The organism is Streptomyces sp. NPDC014801, assembly GCF_043082085.1.
Lineage (GTDB): Bacteria > Actinomycetota > Actinomycetes > Streptomycetales > Streptomycetaceae > Streptomyces.
On sequence record NZ_JBIBXG010000005.1, the window covers coordinates 268,332 to 286,536 of the forward strand.

Below are 18,205 nucleotides of genomic sequence, written 5' to 3' on the forward strand. Positions count from 1 at the left end.
GTGTGAGTGACCGGTGGGCCCGCGACCCTGTCGTGGCCCCACCGGTCTTCGCACTCCGCAGGACGTGCCGGGTGGTCCCGTCCGAGGGCTTCGGCCGGGGATGTGGATCACCGCCGCGAGCCGGGTAAGGTCCGTGGCATACCGAGCTTCAACCGTTAAGTCGGCCTATCCGGAAGGAACCTCGTGGAAGCCAACTCTCGTGGCACCGGGCGTCTACCTGCTGCCTTCCTGACGCCAGGATCCTCCTCCTTCATGGACTTCCTCGCCGAGCACCAGCCGGAGCTGCTGCCGGGCAAGCGCCGGCTGCCTCCGGTGCAGGGTGTGATCGAGGCACCGCACGGGACGACCATCGTGGCCGTGACCTTCCCGGGCGGCGTGGTGCTCGCCGGTGACCGCCGCGCCACCATGGGCAACGTCATCGCGCAGCGCGACATCGAGAAGGTGTTCCCGGCCGACGAGTACTCGGCCGTCGGCATCGCCGGCACCGCCGGTCTCGCCGTGGAGATGGTCAAGCTCTTCCAGCTGGAGCTGGAGCACTTCGAGAAGGTCGAGGGCGCCCAGCTGTCGCTGGAGGGCAAGGCCAACCGCCTGTCGACGATGATCCGCTCCAACCTCGGCATGGCCATGCAGGGCCTGGCCGTGGTGCCCCTCTTCGCGGGGTACGACGTGGACCGCGCCAAGGGCCGTATCTTCTCCTACGACGTCACCGGCGGCCGTACCGAGGAGCGCGGCTTCGCGGCCACCGGTTCGGGTTCCGTGTTCGCCCGGGGCTCGATGAAGAAGCTGTTCCGCGAGGACCTGACCGAGGCCGACGCCACGACCCTGGTGGTGCAGGCCCTGTACGACGCGGCAGACGACGACTCGGCGACCGGTGGTCCCGATGTCGCCCGCCGGATCTACCCGATCGTCACCGTGATCACCGAGGACGGTTTCCGCCGGCTCACCGACGACGAGTCCTCCGAGATCGCCCGCTCGGTGCTGCAGCGGCGCCTGGAGCAGCCGGACGGCCCGCGCGCCGCCCTGCTCTGAGGGCCGGGCCCGGATTTGTTGTCAAGGTGATCCAGTGACTTCCACAGAAAGGGACGGATAACCGGTGTCGACGCCGTTCTATGTCTCACCCCAGCAGGCGATGGCCGACCGCGCCGAGTACGCCCGCAAGGGCATCGCGCGCGGCCGCAGCCTGGTCGTCATGCAGTACGCCGACGGCATCGTGTTCGTCGGTGAGAACCCGTCCCGCGCGCTGCACAAGTTCAGCGAGATCTACGACCGGATCGGTTTCGCCGCGGCCGGCAAGTACAACGAGTACGAGAACCTGCGCATCGGCGGTGTCCGCTACGCCGACCTGCGCGGCTACACCTACGACCGCGACGACGTCACGGCGCGCGGTCTCGCCAATGTCTACGCCCAGACGCTGGGCACGATCTTCTCCTCGGCGGCGGAGAAGCCGTATGAGGTGGAGCTCGTCGTGGCCGAGGTGGGGGAGACCCCGGAGGGCGACCAGATCTACCGGCTGCCGCACGACGGCTCGATCGTGGACGAGCACGGCTCGGTCGCGGTCGGCGGCAACGCCGAGCAGATCAGCGGCTTCCTCGACCAGCACCACCGCGACGGCATGAGCCTGGCGGAGGCGCTCCAGCTCGCGGTGCGGGCGCTGTCGCGGGACACCAACGGCACGGAGCGGGAGATCCCCGCCGAGCGCCTGGAAGTGGCGGTGCTGGACCGTACGCGGCCGCAGCAGCGCAAGTTCAAGCGGATCGTCGGCCCGCAGCTGGGCCGGCTGCTGCAGGCGGGCAGCACGGCCACCGAGGCCGAGAGCAGCGACGAGGAGTAATCCCGAAGCGCGAGCGACTGCGCCCCGGCCGGGTGACGGCCGGGGCGCAGTGGCGTTCAGGAGGCCTTGGGCGGGGCCGTGGAGCCCCGTACGACGAGTTCGACGGGGATGTCCCCGGCCTCGGGTGCGCGGCCCTCCAGGACCGCCAGGAGGGCGTACATGCCCTGCTCGCCGAAGCGTTCGGCGTCCAGCCGTACGGTCGTCAGTTCGGGGTCGATGGCGGTGGCCAGGCCGAGGTCGTCGAAGCCCGTGACGGAGACGTCCTCGGGGACGCGCAGGCCGAGCCGGCGCAGCGCCTTGTAGGCGCCGGCGGCGAGCTTGTCGTCGTCGCAGACGATCGCCGTGGGCGCGGGGCCCGGTGCGCGCAGCGCGGCCTCGGTGGCGGCGAGGGCGCCCTCGATGGAGATGGGCGCGGGCGCGGTGCGCAGTGAAATGCCGGGCCGGGCGGCGACGCGTCCGGCGAGTTCCCGCGCGCGGATCTCGAACGTCCACGAGGGCACGTCGGCCGCGAGGTGCAGGAAGCGGCGGTGGCCGAGGTCCAGCAGGTGGGCGGCGACCTGGCGGACGCCGTCGGTGATGTCCAGGTTGACGGTGGCGGCGCCGAGGCTGCCCGCGGGGTCGCTGTCGAGCATCACCAGGGGCAGCTGGTCGCCGCGGATGGCGGTGAGGGCGTCGGCGGCCATGGAGGAGGCGATGACGCCGTCCAGGGCGGCCTGGGCGGAGGCGAAGGGGTCGCGGGCGGGGCCGATGCCCTCGGGGGAGGGGTAGAGCACGACACCGAAGCCGTGGTCGGCGGCGACCCGGGCGGCCCCGGTGTAGACCCCGGCGAAGAACTCGGTGGTCAGCGCGGGGACGACGAGCAGGACGGTGCGGGTGCGGCCGAGGCGCAGATTGCGCGCGGCGAGGTTGGGCCGGTAGCCCAGGTCGCGCGCGGCCTCGCGGACCCGCTCGGCGGTGGTTTCGGAGACCCGGCCGCGCCACTTCTCGCCCAGGACGAGGGAGACGGCGGCCTGGGAGACGCCGGCCGCCTGGGCGACGTCCCGGCTGGTGGGGCGGGTGCTGCCTCGTACCACCTGGTCCGCTCACTTCCCGTCGTCTGGACTGCCGAACAGCGCACATGGTACGTATGACGCAGGACGTTATACGTAAAACCTGAGCCGGAGGGCGGACATGGCCACGGGATACCTGGAGATCCTCAGGGCGCGGCACGCCGGCCGCCTGCTCGCGGGCACGCTGGTGGGACGGCTGCCCAACGCCACCGCCGCCATCGCGATCGTGCTGTTCGTGCGCGCCGAGGGCGGCACCTACAGCCTCGCCGGCGCGCTCGCCGCCGTGTACGGCGTCGCCAACGCCGTCGGGCAGCCGGTGCTCGGCCGCCTCGTCGACCTGCACGGGCAGCCGCGGATCCAGCTGCCCGCCGCGATCGCCTCGGCGCTCGCGATGACCGTCTTCGCCGCCGTCGGCGTCTCCCCGGCGCCCCTCGCCTACGCCGCCGTGGCCGCCGCCGGTCTGCTCACCCCGCCGCTGGAGGGCGGCCTGCGGGCGCTGTGGCCGAGCGTGCTGCGCCGCGAGGACCAGGTGCACACGGCGTACGCCATGGACGCGATCGCCCAGGAGGTCATGTTCACCGTGGGCCCGCTGCTGGTGACGCTGTGCGTGTCGCTGTGGTCGGCGCAGGCCGCGGTCCTCGTGCTGAACGTGCTCGGCGTCCTCGGCGCCCTCTCCGTCGTCCTGTCGCCGCCCTCGCGCGCGTGGCGCTCGGCGCCCCGCGAGGCGCACTGGCTGGGCGCCCTGCGCTCGCCCGGGCTGCTGGCGCTGCTCGCCGCGTTCCTGTTCATCGGGATGGCGCTGGGCTCCATCACGGTGGCCGCGGTGCCGTACGCGGACGGGCACGGCGGCGACGCGGTGTACGGCTGGCTGATGGCCGCGCTGGGCCTCGGGGCGCTGGCCGGCGGCACGGTGTACGGCGCCCGGCGGTGGGCCGGGGCGCCGGAGCGGCGACTGCGCGTCCTGGTGGCGTTTCTGGCGGTGTGTTACCTGCCGCTGATGCTGATGCCCGGAGCGGTCGCCATGGTGGCGCTGACGGCCCTGGCCGGGGTGTTCCTGGCGCCCTCCATCGCCTGCGCGTTCGTCATCGTCGACCGGCACGCGCCGAGCGGCACGGTCACCGAGGCGTTCTCCTGGCTGGTCACCACGTTCACCGTCGGCGCCTCCGTCGGAACGGGCCTGGCCGGGCCGGTCGTCCAGGCGGGCGGCGCGCTGTGGGGATTCGCCCTACCCGGTGCCGCCGGAGCGGTTTCGCTGCTCGTCCTGCTGGGTACGGGCAGGGTCCTCGCAGTTCCCGCCGTCACGGGGGTTGTTGCGGCGTCACCGGAAAATGATCCAAATCGTGCCGCCGAACCCCGTTTCAGTTCCGGGGATCGGGCGTAATGTTCCCTCATGGACCGCCGCATTTTCGGGCTGGAGAACGAGTACGGCGTCACGTGCACGTTCAGGGGACAGCGCCGCCTGTCACCTGACGAGGTGGCGCGGTACCTCTTCCGCCGTGTCGTGTCATGGGGCCGCAGCAGCAATGTGTTTCTGCGGAACGGTGCCCGCCTCTATCTCGATGTGGGCTCCCACCCGGAATACGCGACACCAGAATGTGACAACGTGATCGAGCTGGTCACCCACGACAAGGCCGGAGAGCGCATTCTCGAAGGCCTTCTGGTGGACGCGGAACGACGCCTGCACGAGGAGGGAATCGCGGGCGACGTCTACCTCTTCAAGAACAACACCGACTCGGCGGGAAACTCCTACGGATGCCATGAGAACTACCTCGTGGCGCGGCACGGGGAGTTCTCGCGGCTCGCGGACATCCTCATCCCCTTCCTGGTGACGCGGCAGCTGCTGTGCGGTGCGGGCAAGGTCCTGCAGACCCCGCGCGGCGCCGTCTACTGCGTCAGCCAGCGGGCCGAGCACATCTGGGAGGGCGTCTCCTCGGCGACCACCCGCTCGCGGCCCATCATCAACACGCGCGACGAGCCGCACGCCGACGCCGAGCGCTACCGGCGCCTGCACGTCATCGTGGGCGACTCCAACATGTCCGAGACGACCATGCTGCTCAAGGTCGGCGCCACCGACCTGGTGCTGCGCATGATCGAGGCCGGCACGGTGATGCGGGACCTCACCCTGGAGAACCCGATCCGGGCGATCCGCGAGGTCAGCCACGACATCACCGGCCGCCGCAAGGTGCGCCTGGCCAGCGGCCGCGAGGCCTCCGCCCTGGAGGTCCAGCGCGAGTACTACGAGAAGGCCGTCGACTTCTGTGAGCGCCGCGGCATCCGCACCGGCACCGTGGAGCAGGTGCTGGAGCTGTGGGGCCGCACCCTGGACGCGATCGAGTCCGAGGACCTCGACCGCATCGGCACCGAGATCGACTGGGTCATGAAGTACAAGCTCATCGAGCGGTACCGGGCCAAGCACAACATGACGATGTCGCATCCGCGGGTCGCGCAGATAGACCTCGCCTACCACGACATCCACCGTCGTCGTGGCCTGTACTACCTGCTGGAGAAGAAGGGGCAAGCCGCCCGGATCTGCAACGACTTGAAGATCTTCGAAGGCAAGTCGGTCCCCCCGCAGACCACTCGGGCCCGGCTGCGCGGCGATTTCATCCGCCGGGCACAGGAGCAGCGGCGCGACTTCACCGTCGACTGGGTGCACCTGAAGCTCAACGACCAGGCACAGCGGACCGTGTTGTGCAAGGACCCGTTCCGGTCGGTGGACGACCGGGTGGAGAAACTCATCGCGGGCATGTGAGCGACACGTTCCGCACACCCTGCCGGAACGCCACACGGGCGCCGTACGTTCACCGTACGGCGCCCTTCTCACGCCGTAGAGTTGCGCGCACGCCATCCACAAGATCGACCGATTACGAGGCCCTATCGTGCGCCGACGCTCCCTGATGATTGCCGTACCCGCCGGACTGGTCACCCTCGCCGGCTGCGGCGACGACAAGTCCGACTCGAGCAAGGCCAGCGACAGCGCGTCGCCCTCGGCGTCGCAGCCGTCGGCCGCGCCCAGCCCGAAGATCACCGACGGCCCGCTCCCGGCGATCACCGCGGGCACGAAGTTCGGCGAGAAGCCGACGGTCGCCAAGGGCAGCGGCGAGCCCTCGAAGGACCTCGCGGTCAAGACGGTGATCACGGGCAGCGGCCGCACCGTCGTGGAGAACGACTACATCCAGGCCGACTACCTGGGCCAGATCTGGAGCACCGGCAAGGTGTTCGACAACTCCTACGACCGCAAGACCCCGCTGCTGATCCAGCTCGCGCAGGGGCAGATCATCGACGGCTGGCGCTACGCCCTGACCGGCAAGAAGGTCGGCAGCCGCGTGGAGTTCTCCGTCCCGCCCACCTGGGGATACGGCACGCAGGGCAACGCCCAGGCGGGCATCAAGGGCACCGACACGCTGGTGTTCGTGGTGGACCTGAAGGACACGTTCAACGCCAAGAGCTCCGCCCAGGGCAAGAAGGTCCCGCAGGACGACTCCGCGCTGCCCAAGGTCGGCACGAACACCGACGGCAGCGCGCCCTCCATCGAGGTCCCCAAGACCAAGCCGCCGGCCAAGCTGGTGGCGACCTACGTCCTGGAGGGCGACGGCGAGGAGGTCAAGGCCGACAACACCGTCCTCGTGCAGTACAAGGGCGTGCTGTGGGACACGGGCAAGGAGTTCGACTCCACCTACAGCCGCAAGGCGCTGACCTCCTTCTCGCTCCAGCAGGTCGTCAAGGGCTGGTCCGAGGGCCTGACCGGCAAGAAGGTCGGCAGCCGCGTGCTGATCGTCGTCCCGCCGGCCCTCGGCTACGGCGACAACCCGCCGCAGGGCAGCGGGATCAAGAAGGACTCCACGATGGTCTTCACGGTGGACATCCTGGCCAAGATGTAGCGGCCGCGTCGCCGGTGCCGCCCGCCGCGGGCGCGGGCCCGGCGGGGATGACAGACTGTCCACGTTCCGTGTCGTAGATATGCAGGAGCTTCAAGACGTGAGCATCGACAAGCCCGAGATCGACTTCCCGGGCGGCGAGCCCCCGGCCGACCTCGAGATCAAGGACATCTGGGAGGGCGACGGCCCGGTCGCGCAGGCGGGCCAGACGGTCACCGTCCACTACGTGGGCGTGGCCTTCAGCACGGGCGAGGAGTTCGACGCCAGCTGGAACCGCGGCACTCCGTTCCGCTTCCCGCTCGGCGGCGGCCGGGTCATCAAGGGCTGGGACCTGGGCGTGCAGGGCATGAAGGTCGGCGGCCGCCGCCAGCTGACCATCCCCGCCCACCTCGCCTACGGCAACCAGAGCCCGACCCCGGCGATCAAGCCCGGCGAGACGCTGATCTTCGTGGTGGACCTGCTCGGAGTCTGATCCTCACACGATCACAGCTGATCACATGGGGTCCATGCCCGCACGGGCATGGGCCCTCGGCTTTGTCATCGCACCGCGGAGCGGTACGGTCATCGATCGTAAGGACCCTAGGGAGGCGAAGGGCTCGATGGCCATTGCCAAGGCCGAGCGGCTGATGAACCTGGCGCTGTGTCTGCTCGGGACGCGGCGGCCGCTCAGCAAGCGTGAGCTGCGCGAGTCCATCGAGGCCTACCTGGAAGCGGGCAGCGACGACTCCTTCAACCGCATGTTCGAGCGGGACAAGGACGACCTGCGCGAGCTCGGGCTCGTCATCGAGACCGTGGAGAGTTTGGACGGCGAGGTCGGCTACCTCGCCCGCCGCGACTCCAACCGCCTGCCGCCCATCACCCTCGACGCCGAGGAGGCCGCCGCCCTGGGCCTGGCCGCCAAGGTCTGGCAGCAGGCCCGTCTCGCCGGCGCCGCCAGCGGCGCCCTGCAGAAGCTGCGCGCGGCCGGGCTCCCCGAGGACGTCGACCCCTACGAGGCGCACAGCGCCCTCGAGCCGCGCATCCCCGTCCACGAGGCCGCCTTCGAACCGCTGATGCTGGCCTGCCGCGACCGCCGCACGGTCGTCTTCGACTACCGCAAGGCCAACGCCGCCCACCCCGAGACCCGGCACGTCGAGCCGTGGGCGCTGGAGTGCTGGCGCGGCCACTGGTACCTGGCCGGCTTCGACCGCGACCGCGGCGCCGAGCGGGTCTTCAGGCTGTCCAGGATCACCGGCAAGGTGCGCTCCCGCGGCGGGAGGTTCACCGCTCCCGTCCCCGACGTCGTCACCGTCCGCGAGACCGTCGCGAGCTGGGCCGGCGAGACCGCCGACCGCAGCGCCCTGATCCGGCTGCGCTCCGGCGCCGGGTACCCCCTTCGGGCGAAGGCCACCGCGGTGCGGGAACTCGGCGACGGCTGGGACGAGTTGGAGATTCCGTACGGGCACGGCCTGGACGCCTGGCTGGTGGAGTTCGGCCCGGACGTGGTGGTGCTGGAGCCCGCCGAGCTGCGGGCCGACGTCGTGGACCGGCTGCGCGCCGTGGCCAAGGGCTGAGGGGGAGCGGAGCGAGACGTGGCAGGCAAACCGGTCAGGCCCACGAGCGCCATCGACCAGACCCGGCGGATGCTGTCCCTGGTGACGTATCTCCGGGAGCGTCCCGGCGCCCGGATCGAGGACGTGGCGCGCGCCTTCGGCATCACCGAGGACGAGCTGGTCTCCGACCTCGACGTGCTGCCCATGTGCGGCACCAGCTTCCGCGGCGGCGACCTGCTGGACATCGACACCGACGGCGAGCGCATCTGGTGGCACAATCCGGCCGCCCTGGGCGCCGAGGCCGCCGAGCCGCTGCGGCTGGCCGCCGACGAGGCGACCGCGCTGCTGGTCGCCGCCCGCGCGGTGGCCACGCTGCCCGGGCTGCGCGAGAGCGACCGGCAGGCCCTGCTGCGGGCCACGGCCAAGGTGGAGACCGCGGCCGGCGAGGCGGCCGGCGCCTCCTCCCGGCTGTCGGTGACCTTCGAGTCCGAGGGCGGCGTCTTCGCCGACGTCGACCGGGCGATCTCCGAGCGCCGCCGGCTGTGGATCCGCTACTACTCGCCCGCGCGGGACGAGGTCACCGAGCGCGAGATCGACCCCATCCGCCTGGTCAGCGTCGGGCACACCTACGTCGAGGCGTGGTGCCGCCGCTCCGAGGCGCGCCGCACCTTCCGGCTCGACCGGGTCGCCGAGATCCGCATCCTCGACGAGCCGGCCGCCCCGCCGGAGATAGAGCTGCGCGACCTGTCGGAGGGCCTGGTCCAGCCGGCCGCCGAGGACCCGGAGGTCGTCGTCGAGGTCGCCCCCGGCGGGCGCTGGGTGGCGGAGTACTACCCGCACGACAGCGCCGAGGAGCTTCCCGACGGCGGTCTGCGGATCACGCTGCGCACCCCGGACCCGGCCTCGCTGCGCCGGCTGGCGCTCCGGCTCGGCCGCGACGGGCGCATCGTGTCGCCGCCGGACCTGGCCGACAGCGCCCGCCGCGCGGCCCGCGAGGCGCTGGCGGCGTACGACGGCATCGAGGCGGACGGGGCGCACGTCCAGGCCCCGCACGAGCGGGCCCCGCAGGATCTGATCCCGCACGGACAGCAGGCCCCGCAGGAGCGGCCCGCCCCGCACGGGCAGGCGTCGCACGGGTCGCAGACCTCGCACGGGCCGCAGGACCCGCACGGGCAGGCCCTGCACGAGCAGTACACAGCCCCGGTGGCCGGGGCGGCGGGCGAGGCGCAGGACGACAGGCAGGAGCAGCGGCTGTGAGCGAGTCGGTGTCGCCGGGTGGGCCGGGCATGACCGTGGCCTCCGCGTTCGCGGGGATGCGCAGTGTGGCTCCGGTGCTCTTCCGGGCGGGCTGCCCGGACTGCCGGGGCCGCTTCGAGCTCGCCGCGAGCGCGCTGCGCCTGGCCATCGGCGCCTCCAGCCGCACCACGTTCTACTCCTTCACCTGCCCCGAGTGCGGCGCGGCCGTACGCAAGCCGGCCGGCGAGCGGATCGTGGAACTGCTCACCGGCGGCGGCGTGCGCACCCTGCGCCTGCACTCCACCGTCTGACCGGACGGCCGGCCACGCGCCACCCCCGGCCCGGCCCGGCCGGCCACGCGCCACCCCCTGACCGGCCCGGCCGGCCCCGCACCGCCCGGACCCGCCGGATCGCCCCGCACCGCCCGGACCGGCGGGAATCGCCCCGCACCGCCCGGACCGGCCCGGGCGCCGCGCACCCTCTGGACCCCGGGCCGGCCGCGCACCGTCCGGGCGGCCCCCGGCCGGTTCCGCCCGTCGCAGGGTCTAGGCTCGTCGGCATGTTCTGGCCGATGTTCGCGGTAGCAGTGGGTTTCCTGGGTCTCGCCGTCCTCGGCGTGCTCGCCGTCCGGGTGTTCGTGGAGGCGCAGCGTCTGGGCCGGCAGGTGGCGGATTCCACACGCCGTATCAACAGGGCGGCCGAGGACCTGGAGCGGGCCACGGTGAGCGCGGCACGGGCCGTGGATTCGCTGTAACCGCACGGGTAGGCTGGCTGATCGCGGGGCGGAGAACGAGGCCCGTTCCGCGGACCGGGAGTACGCACGGGGATTGCCTCACGTTTACCCCTGGGCGTTACGATCGCTGCCAGAACGGCTGATCGGACACGTGTCCGACCAGTCGGACAGCACCCCACCCTGCCGCCTCGGTGAGAAGGTAAAGACTTATGTTCGGAAGGCTCGGAGCCCCCGAGATCATTCTCATCCTCGTCGTCATCATCCTGCTGTTCGGCGCGAAGAAGCTTCCGGACATGGCCCGCTCGCTCGGCAAGTCCGCACGCATCCTCAAGAGCGAGGCCAAGGCCATGAAGGAGGAGGGCAGCGGCGGCGGCTCCGCCCAGACGCCTCCCTCCGACGAGCAGCCTCCCGCGCAGCGCACCATCCAGGCGGCCCCCGGCGACGTGACCAGCGCCCGCCCGGTCAACGAGCCGACGGACACGACCAAGCGCTGACGCAGGGCCGGTGACCTCCGGCCCGCCGCACGAGATGGGAACGTGGGTTGCTGAAGCCTGCCCGCAAGAAGGAGAAGGATCCCGAGGGGCGGATGCCCCTCGCGGAGCACCTTCGTGAGCTCCGCAACCGGCTCGCGAAGGCCATGCTGGCCATCGTCGTCGTCACGGTCGTCGCCGCCTTCTTCTACAACGACATCATCAACTTCCTCACCCAGCCGATCCTCGACTCGGTGGGCTGCGGGAAGACCTTCGAGGAACTGGCCCGGTCCTCGAACGACAACCAGCAGTGCGCGCGGATCACCATCAACGGTCTGCTCGCCCCCTTCACGCTGGCCCTGCAGGTGTCCCTCATGGCGGGTGTCGTCTTCGCCTCGCCGATCTGGCTCTACCAGCTGTGGGCCTTCGTCGCGCCGGGTCTGCACCGGCACGAGAAGAAGTACGCCTACGCCTTCGTCGGGACCGGCGTCCCGCTCTTCCTGGGCGGCGGCTACTTCGCGTACCGGGTGCTGCCCACCACCGCGAAGGTGCTCATCGACTTCACGCCGAACGGCGTGGACAACCTGCTGCCGCTGGACGACCTGCTCCAGCTGGTCACCCGCATGGTGATCGTCTTCGGGCTGTCCTTCGAGCTGCCCCTGCTGCTGGTCATGCTCAATCTCACCGGCGTGATCACCGGCAGGCGCATGCTCGGCTGGTGGCGCGGCATGATCCTCGGCATCACCGTCTTCGCCGCCGTCGCCACGCCCAGCACGGACCCGCTGTCCATGCTGGCGCTCTCCGGGCCGATCTGGGTGCTGTACTTCGGCGCGGTCGCCTTCTCCCTGCTCAACGACCGCCGCAAGGCCCGTCGCGAGGCCGAGGCCCTCGACGACGACGAGGCCTCCGAGCTGGACCTCACTCCCGAGGACATCGGCGAGGTCGAGCCGGTCAACGCCAGCCGCGCGCTGCCCGAGCAGGCGAGCACGGAACGCGTCAACGGCTACGACGACGTGACCTGACGAAGCCTGTCGGAACCGGCCGTCTCCCCACGGGGGAGGCGGCCGGTCCGCTTGTCCGGGGCCGCTCCCGCCGCACCCTGCTGAGCTGCGCGGACGCCGGGATTCACAGCAGGAGATCCGGTTAATGATCGTCCTGTTGTCAGTGCGGCCCGGTACGGTGGAAGGCACGATGACACAGGACCTCTCACCGGCCGAGCGGTACGCGGCAGCACGCAGGCGAGCTGCCGAGCAGGCCACCGCACTCGCGTCCTTCCGCGAGATGTACGACTTCGGCCTCGACCCCTTCCAGATCGAGGCCTGCAAGGCCCTCGAGGCGGGGAAGGGCGTGCTGGTCGCCGCGCCCACCGGCTCCGGCAAGACGATCGTCGGCGAGTTCGCCGTCCACCTCGCCCTCCAGCAGGGCAAGAAGTGTTTCTACACCACGCCCATCAAGGCGCTGTCCAACCAGAAGTACGCCGACCTGTGCCGCCGCTACGGCCAGGACAAGGTCGGCCTGCTCACCGGCGACAACAGCGTCAACTCCGACGCCCCCGTGGTCGTGATGACCACCGAGGTGCTGCGGAACATGCTCTACGCGGGCTCCCAGACCCTGCTGGGCCTCGGGTACGTGGTGATGGACGAGGTGCACTACCTCTCCGACCGCTTCCGCGGCGCCGTCTGGGAAGAGGTGATCATCCACCTGCCCGAGTCGGTGACGCTGGTGTCGCTGTCGGCGACCGTGTCCAACGCCGAGGAGTTCGGCGACTGGCTGGACACCGTCCGAGGCGACACCGAGGTGATCGTCTCCGAGCATCGGCCCGTCCCGCTCTTCCAGCACGTGCTGGCCGGGCGCCGGATGTACGACCTGTTCGAGGAGGGCGAGGGCCACCGCAAGGCCGTCAACCCCGACCTGATGCGCATGGCGCGCATGGAGGCGAGCCGGCCGTCCTTCCAGGACCGCAGACGCGGCCGGAACATGCGCGAGGCCGACCGGGAGCGGGAGCGCCGTCAGCGCTCGCGCATCTGGACGCCGGGGCGGCCCGAGGTCATCGAGCGCCTGGACGCCGAGGGCCTGCTGCCGGCGATCACGTTCATCTTCTCCCGCGCCGCCTGCGAGGCGGCCGTCGAGCAGTGCCTGTACGCGGGCCTGAGGCTGAACGACGACGAGGCCCGCGAGAAGGTGCGCGCGCTCGTCGAGGAGCGCACGGCGTCCATCCCGGCCGAGGACCTGCACGTCCTCGGCTACTACGAGTGGCTGGAGGGCCTGGAGCGGGGCATCGCCGCCCACCACGCCGGCATGCTGCCGACCTTCAAGGAGGTCGTGGAGGAGCTGTTCGTGCGCGGCCTGGTCAAGGCGGTCTTCGCCACCGAGACCCTCGCGCTCGGCATCAACATGCCCGCCCGCTCCGTCGTGCTGGAAAAGCTCGTCAAGTGGAACGGCGAGCAGCACGCGGACATCACCCCGGGCGAGTACACCCAGCTGACCGGGCGGGCCGGCCGGCGCGGCATCGATGTCGAGGGCCACGCGGTCGTGCTGTGGCAGCGCGGCATGAACCCCGAGCACCTCGCCGGGCTCGCCGGCACGCGTACGTACCCGCTGCGCTCCAGCTTCAAGCCGTCGTACAACATGGCGGTCAACCTGGTCGAGCAGTTCGGGCGGCACCGCTCGCGCGAGCTGCTGGAGACCTCGTTCGCGCAGTTCCAGGCCGACAAGTCGGTCGTCGGGATCTCCCGGCAGGTGCAGCGCAACGAGGAGGGGCTGGAGGGCTACAAGGCCTCCATGACCTGCCACCTCGGCGACTTCGAGGAGTACGCGCGGCTGCGGCGCGAGCTGAAGGACCGCGAGACGGAACTGGCCCGGCAGGGCGCCAACCAGCGGCGCGCCGAGGCCGCCATGGCGCTGGAGAAGCTCAAGCCGGGTGATGTCATCCACGTCCCCACCGGCAAGTACGCGGGCCTGGCGCTGGTGCTCGACCCCGGTCTGCCGGCCGGCCGCTCCAACGGCCACCGCGGCTTCGACCACCACGACGGCCCGCGCCCGCTGGTGCTGACCGCCGAGCGCCAGGTCAAGCGGCTGGCGTCGATGGACTTCCCCGTGCCGGTCGAGCCGCTGGAGCGGATGCGCATCCCGAAGTCCTTCAACCCGCGCTCCCCGCAGTCCCGCCGCGACCTGGCCTCCGCGCTGCGCACCAAGGCGGGGCACATCCCGCCGGAGCGGCACCGCAAGAAGCGTTCGCAGGCCGCCGACGACCGGGAGATCGCCCGGCTGCGCAAGGCGCTGCGGGCGCACCCCTGCCACGGCTGCGACGAGCGCGAGGACCACGCCCGCTGGGCGGAGCGCTACCACCGGCTGCTGCGCGACACCCGGCAGCTGGAGCACCGTATCGAGGGCCGTACGAACACCATCGCGCGCACCTTCGACCGGATCGTGGCGCTGCTGACCGAGCTGGACTACCTGCGCGGTGACGAGGTCACCGAGCACGGCAAGCGGCTCGCCCGGCTCTACGGCGAGCTGGACCTGCTGGCGAGCGAGTGCCTGCGCGCGGGCGTCTGGGAGGGCCTGTCACCGGCCGAACTCGCGGCGTGCGTCTCGGCGTTGGTCTACGAGGCGCGGCTCAGCGACGACGCCATGGCGCCCAAGCTGCCCTCGGGCAAGGCGAAGGCGGCGCTCGGCGAGATGGTGCGGATCTGGGGCCGGCTGGACGCCCTGGAGGAGGACTTCCGCATCAGCCAGACCGAGGGCGTCGGCCAGCGCGAGCCCGACCTGGGCTTCGCCTGGGCGGCCCATCAGTGGGCGTCCGGCAGGGGTCTGGACGAGGTCCTGCGCGAGGCGGAGATGCCGGCCGGCGACTTCGTCCGCTGGTGCAAGCAGGTGATCGACGTGCTGGGCCAGATCCAGGCGGCGGCTCCCGCCGAGGGCTCGACCGTGCCGAAGGCTGCCCGCAAGGCCGTCGAGGGCCTGCTCCGGGGTGTGGTGGCCTACTCGTCGGTGGGCTGAGTCGGCGGGCTGAGAAACAACCGACCCGGCGACGGGCCCCACCGCCACGGCGGTGGGGCCCGTTCCGTTCCGCGTGACGCCCGCGTCGGCCGCGCGTCGTGCGCCGCCTCCGGGGGGCGTCCCTTCCATGTGACGTTCCGTCACCCGTTGCGGTGAGTGACACCGCACACCCGTTCGCCCTCACCGACTGTGTGCGAACGCCTGCTCACCGTGCAAATGGAGTCGAGGGTACTCCTGTCGCGCAAGGGAATGCAGAGGCTTCCCGAAGATGTCCCGGCGATGATCCGCTCGCCACTAAGCTCGCCCGCAGCGCACCGAGTTGAGGCGTATTCGCGCCTTTGTTCCCCCTTGCTCGGTTGTTCCCCGATATCCTTAGATTCAAGGACCTGCATGGTGAGCGTCCAATCCCCTCCCCGTCGCCGTGAACTCCCGTCCGCCGGGGCGCTGTTGCTGCCCGTCATAGCGATGGCCGCGGCGACCGGGGCCGCCGTCGCCCTGGTCACCGGACCGGCCCGGCCGGCCGTGGGTGTGTGCGGCGGCATCGCCACCCTCCTGGTCGCCCTGACGGCCGCCGAAGCGGTGCGCCGCGGCCGCCGGTTGCGTGCCCAGCAGGCCGAACACGCCCGTCACACCGCGTATCTGGAACAGCGCCTCGCCGGTCACGACGCGGACAACCACCGCCTCGCGCACGAACTCCTGCCGGTCGCCGTCGAGTACCTGCGCCGCGGGAATTCACTCTTCGACACGACCCGTGACATCCTCGACGGCGATTCACGCTTTCGGGGGCTGGGCGAGGCCGGCCGCGAAGTCATCCTCACCGTGCTGCGGTTCCTCGATCACGAGGAGAACATGCGCGACTCGCAACAGCGCGCCTTCGTCAGCGTCGCCCGGCGCGTGCAGGCCATCGTCCACCAGCAGTTCAAGGAACTGCGGGAGATGGAGGAGGACCACGGCCGCAGCCCCGAGGTCTTCGACGACCTGCTGCGCATCGACCACGGCACCTCGCTGATCGGCCGTCTCGCCGACTCCATCTCCGTCCTCGGCGGCGGCCGCCCCGGCCGCCAGTGGCCCGAGCCCGTGCCGCTGTACAGCGTGCTGCGCGGCGCCATGTCGCGCATCCTGGAGTACCGCCGCATCTCCCTGGACAACATCGCCAAGGTCAACGTCCGCGGCATCTCCGTCGAGCCGGTCATCCACGCCTGCGCCGAGCTCCTCGACAACGCCACCCGCTACTCGCCGCCGCAGACCAAGGTGCACGTCACCGCCACCGAGGTGCAGACCGGCGTCGCCATCGAGATCGAGGACTCCGGCGTCAGCCTCACCGAGGAGTCCCGCGCCCGCCTCGAGGGAATCCTGGACCGCGCCATGCGGGGCGTCGACCTGAACGTCCTCGGTGAGGCACCGCGCCTCGGCCTCGCGGTCGTCGGCCGGCTGTGCACCGCGTACAACATGCAGATCTCGCTGCGGTCCTCCGCGTACGGCGGCGTCCGCGCCGTACTGGTCGTGCCGAGCGAGATGCTCACCAGCCATCCGGCACCCGGCTTCGCGCACGGCATCGGCGCGACCTCCCTGCCCGAGATCGGCCCCGACGTCGCCGAGGGCCCCAAGCGCCCGCCCAAGAAGCGCCGCCCCACCAACCCGCGCATCCCGGAGAACCTGTCGCTGGAAGACGACGTCCCCGTGATCACCGAGTGGACCGAGAAGGGGCTGCCCCAGCGGCGCAGCAAGGCCGCCATCCCGATCACCGAACTGCGCCGCCAGCAGTACGCCGAGATGTACGCCGAGCAGGAACGCGAGGAGCGCGAGCGCCAGGAGCGTGAGCGCCGGGGCACCGTCCACGCGCAGTCCCGCACCGAGCCCGAGCCGCGGCCCGCGCCGCAGGAGCCGCCGGGCCAGTGGGTCGCGGCCTTCTGGGACGGGCTGAAGAAGGACCTGCCGCCCGGCACCCACCCCACCGAGTTCACGCGCAACCCCAGCGCGTTCACCTACCTGCTCAACGACACGGCCCGCCCCGAGGGCGACGACGAAGGGGATCTGACGTGATCCAGCAGCGACAGAACTTCGACTGGATGCTCAAGGAGCTCTACGACAGCGTCCCGGGCATCGAGATGATCGTGGTGCTGTCCGCCGACGGCCTGCGCATCGCCCGCTACAGCGGCGACCCGGACGCCGCCGACCGCGTGGCCGCCGCCTGCGCGGGCCTGCAGAGCCTCGCCGGGGCCGTCGCCCAGGAACTGCCCGCCTCCACCGGCGACATGAAGATGGTGCTCGTCGAACTCGACAAGGGCTACTTCTATCTGATGGCCGCCGGCGCCAACGCCTACCTCGCGGTGCTCTCCGACATCCGCTGCGAACCCGGCGCGATGAGCCACTACATGCGCGACCTCGTGCTGCGCATCGGGGACCACCTGACCTCTCCGCCCCGGCGCAACGGGCAGACCGTATGACGCCTCCGCAACGCCAGAGGCGGCAGCGCGCCCAGACACCGCCCCCGCCCCTCCCGCGGCCCCAGCCGCAGCAGCAGGAGGAGGAGGGCGAGGGGAAGGCGCCGGAACGGCTGTACATCATCACCGGCGCCGAGGGCGACCGGGCCAAGCTCGACCTCGTCACGCTGATCGTGGCGCACGCCGACCCGCCGTCGTCCGCCACCCCCGAGCAGACCGCGGTGCTCCGGCTGTGCGCCGCCCCCCTGTCCGTGGCCGAACTCTCGGCCTATCTGCAGCTGCCGTTCAGCGCGATGACCGCGCTGCTCACGGAGATGCTGGCCGCCGAACTGGTGCACGCGCGCGCCCCGATCGTCCGCCAGCAGCTGCCCGACCGATCCCTCCTCGAAGCGGTGATGCATGGACTTGAAAGGCTCTGACACCCTCCCCGGCCCACGGGTGGAGGACCATCTGCCGCAGTCCACCCAGGCGGCGGCGAAGATCGTGATCGTGGGCGGCTTCGGTGTCGGCAAGACCACCATGGTCGGCTCGGTCAGCGAGATCAGACCGCTGACCACCGAGGAGACCATGACCCAGGCCGGTGTCGGGGTCGACGACAACTTCGGCTCCGACAGCAAGACCGCCACCACCGTGGCGATGGACTTCGGCCGGATCCGCATCTCCGACGAGGTCGTGCTCTACCTGTTCGGCACCCCCGGCCAGGAGCGCTTCTGGTTCCTGTGGGACCGGCTCTTCGACGGAGCCCTGGGCGCCGTCGTCCTCCTCGACACCCGCCGTCTGGAGGTCAGTTACGAGGTCATGGGCCGGCTGGAGGAGCGCGGCGTGCCGTTCGTGGTCGCCGTCAACACCTTCCCCGACGCGCCGCGCTACCCGGTCGAGGACCTGCGCCAGGCGCTCGACCTGGTGCCGGACATCCCGATCCTCGAATGCGACGCCCGCCGCCGCGCCTCCAGCCGTGACGTCCTGCTGACCCTCATGCGGTTCCTGAGCACCCTGTCGGCGAACGGCAGGCTCACCTGACCTTCGCGGCCCC

General features: G+C 71.3%; 18 protein-coding genes. 17 read left to right on the top strand and 1 reads right to left on the bottom strand.

Features of this window, described 5'->3' with window-relative positions:
* The first annotated feature begins 183 nt into the window (after positions 1-183).
* Complete coding sequence (gene prcB / locus ACF1AL_RS13465; protein ID WP_366838924.1) at positions 184-1,029, top strand: proteasome subunit beta; 846 nt, start codon at positions 184-186, stop codon at positions 1,027-1,029.
* 64 nt (positions 1,030-1,093) lie between these two features.
* The gene (gene prcA / locus ACF1AL_RS13470) at positions 1,094-1,831 is read left to right on the top strand and encodes a proteasome subunit alpha (RefSeq protein WP_366838923.1); all 738 of its coding nucleotides are present in this window, start codon (positions 1,094-1,096) and stop codon (positions 1,829-1,831) included.
* A gap of 56 nt (positions 1,832-1,887) precedes the next feature.
* Here prcA and ACF1AL_RS13475 read toward each other — a convergent pair whose 3' ends face one another.
* Positions 1,888-2,904: a LacI family DNA-binding transcriptional regulator gene (locus ACF1AL_RS13475; RefSeq protein WP_391780268.1), complete on the bottom strand. Its 1,017-nt coding sequence runs from the start codon at positions 2,902-2,904 to the stop codon at positions 1,888-1,890.
* Between the two features lie 97 nt (positions 2,905-3,001).
* On the opposite strand from ACF1AL_RS13475, the gene ACF1AL_RS13480 reads away from it, so the two are divergent.
* From ACF1AL_RS13480 to ACF1AL_RS13550, 15 genes are all read left to right on the top strand, one after another.
* Positions 3,002-4,261, top strand: coding sequence for an MFS transporter (locus tag ACF1AL_RS13480; RefSeq protein ID WP_391780267.1), 1,260 nt, complete (start codon positions 3,002-3,004; stop codon positions 4,259-4,261).
* 9 nt (positions 4,262-4,270) lie between these two features.
* Complete coding sequence (gene pafA / locus ACF1AL_RS13485; RefSeq protein ID WP_019754142.1) at positions 4,271-5,632, top strand: Pup--protein ligase; 1,362 nt, start codon at positions 4,271-4,273, stop codon at positions 5,630-5,632.
* 127 nt (positions 5,633-5,759) lie between these two features.
* Entirely contained in the window at positions 5,760-6,761 is a 1,002-nt protein-coding gene (locus ACF1AL_RS13490; RefSeq protein WP_391702108.1) for an FKBP-type peptidyl-prolyl cis-trans isomerase, read from the top strand.
* Positions 6,762-6,858: 97 nt separating this feature from the next.
* Positions 6,859-7,230, top strand: a complete 372-nt coding sequence (locus ACF1AL_RS13495; protein ID WP_055709516.1) for an FKBP-type peptidyl-prolyl cis-trans isomerase — start codon at positions 6,859-6,861, stop codon at positions 7,228-7,230.
* Positions 7,231-7,357: 127 nt separating this feature from the next.
* Entirely contained in the window at positions 7,358-8,311 is a 954-nt protein-coding gene (locus ACF1AL_RS13500) for a helix-turn-helix transcriptional regulator (protein ID WP_386419684.1), read from the top strand.
* Positions 8,312-8,329: 18 nt separating this feature from the next.
* Positions 8,330-9,547, top strand: coding sequence for a helix-turn-helix transcriptional regulator (locus ACF1AL_RS13505; RefSeq protein ID WP_391825967.1), 1,218 nt, complete (start codon positions 8,330-8,332; stop codon positions 9,545-9,547).
* Between the two features lie 29 nt (positions 9,548-9,576).
* On the top strand, positions 9,577-9,837 hold the full coding sequence (locus ACF1AL_RS13510) for a hypothetical protein (RefSeq protein ID WP_384206447.1): 261 nt from the start codon (positions 9,577-9,579) through the stop codon (positions 9,835-9,837).
* Between the two features lie 248 nt (positions 9,838-10,085).
* Positions 10,086-10,280: a hypothetical protein gene (locus ACF1AL_RS13515; protein WP_366838916.1), complete on the top strand. Its 195-nt coding sequence runs from the start codon at positions 10,086-10,088 to the stop codon at positions 10,278-10,280.
* A 188-nt stretch (positions 10,281-10,468) separates the two neighbouring features.
* Entirely contained in the window at positions 10,469-10,753 is a 285-nt protein-coding gene (tatA, locus tag ACF1AL_RS13520; RefSeq protein WP_366838915.1) for a Sec-independent protein translocase subunit TatA, read from the top strand.
* Positions 10,754-10,800: 47 nt separating this feature from the next.
* A complete protein-coding gene (gene tatC, locus ACF1AL_RS13525) occupies positions 10,801-11,751 on the top strand; it encodes a twin-arginine translocase subunit TatC (protein WP_366838913.1) in 951 nt (316 codons plus the stop codon).
* A 124-nt stretch (positions 11,752-11,875) separates the two neighbouring features.
* Positions 11,876-14,728, top strand: a complete 2,853-nt coding sequence (locus tag ACF1AL_RS13530; protein ID WP_366838911.1) for a DEAD/DEAH box helicase — start codon at positions 11,876-11,878, stop codon at positions 14,726-14,728.
* 390 nt (positions 14,729-15,118) lie between these two features.
* Complete coding sequence (locus ACF1AL_RS13535; protein WP_391825968.1) at positions 15,119-16,771, top strand: sensor histidine kinase; 1,653 nt, start codon at positions 15,119-15,121, stop codon at positions 16,769-16,771.
* Entirely contained in the window at positions 16,768-17,175 is a 408-nt protein-coding gene (locus ACF1AL_RS13540; protein WP_366838908.1) for a roadblock/LC7 domain-containing protein, read from the top strand. Before ACF1AL_RS13535 ends, ACF1AL_RS13540 begins: the two co-directional genes overlap by 4 nt.
* Positions 17,172-17,591 carry a DUF742 domain-containing protein gene (locus ACF1AL_RS13545; RefSeq protein ID WP_391661688.1) on the top strand — a complete coding sequence of 140 codons (420 nt, stop codon included), beginning with the start codon at positions 17,172-17,174 and terminating at the stop codon, positions 17,589-17,591. Before ACF1AL_RS13540 ends, ACF1AL_RS13545 begins: the two co-directional genes overlap by 4 nt.
* The gene (locus ACF1AL_RS13550; protein WP_366838906.1) at positions 17,572-18,192 is read left to right on the top strand and encodes an ATP/GTP-binding protein; all 621 of its coding nucleotides are present in this window, start codon (positions 17,572-17,574) and stop codon (positions 18,190-18,192) included. The genes ACF1AL_RS13545 and ACF1AL_RS13550 overlap by 20 nt, the downstream gene beginning before the upstream one ends.
* Positions 18,193-18,205 lie beyond the last annotated feature (13 nt).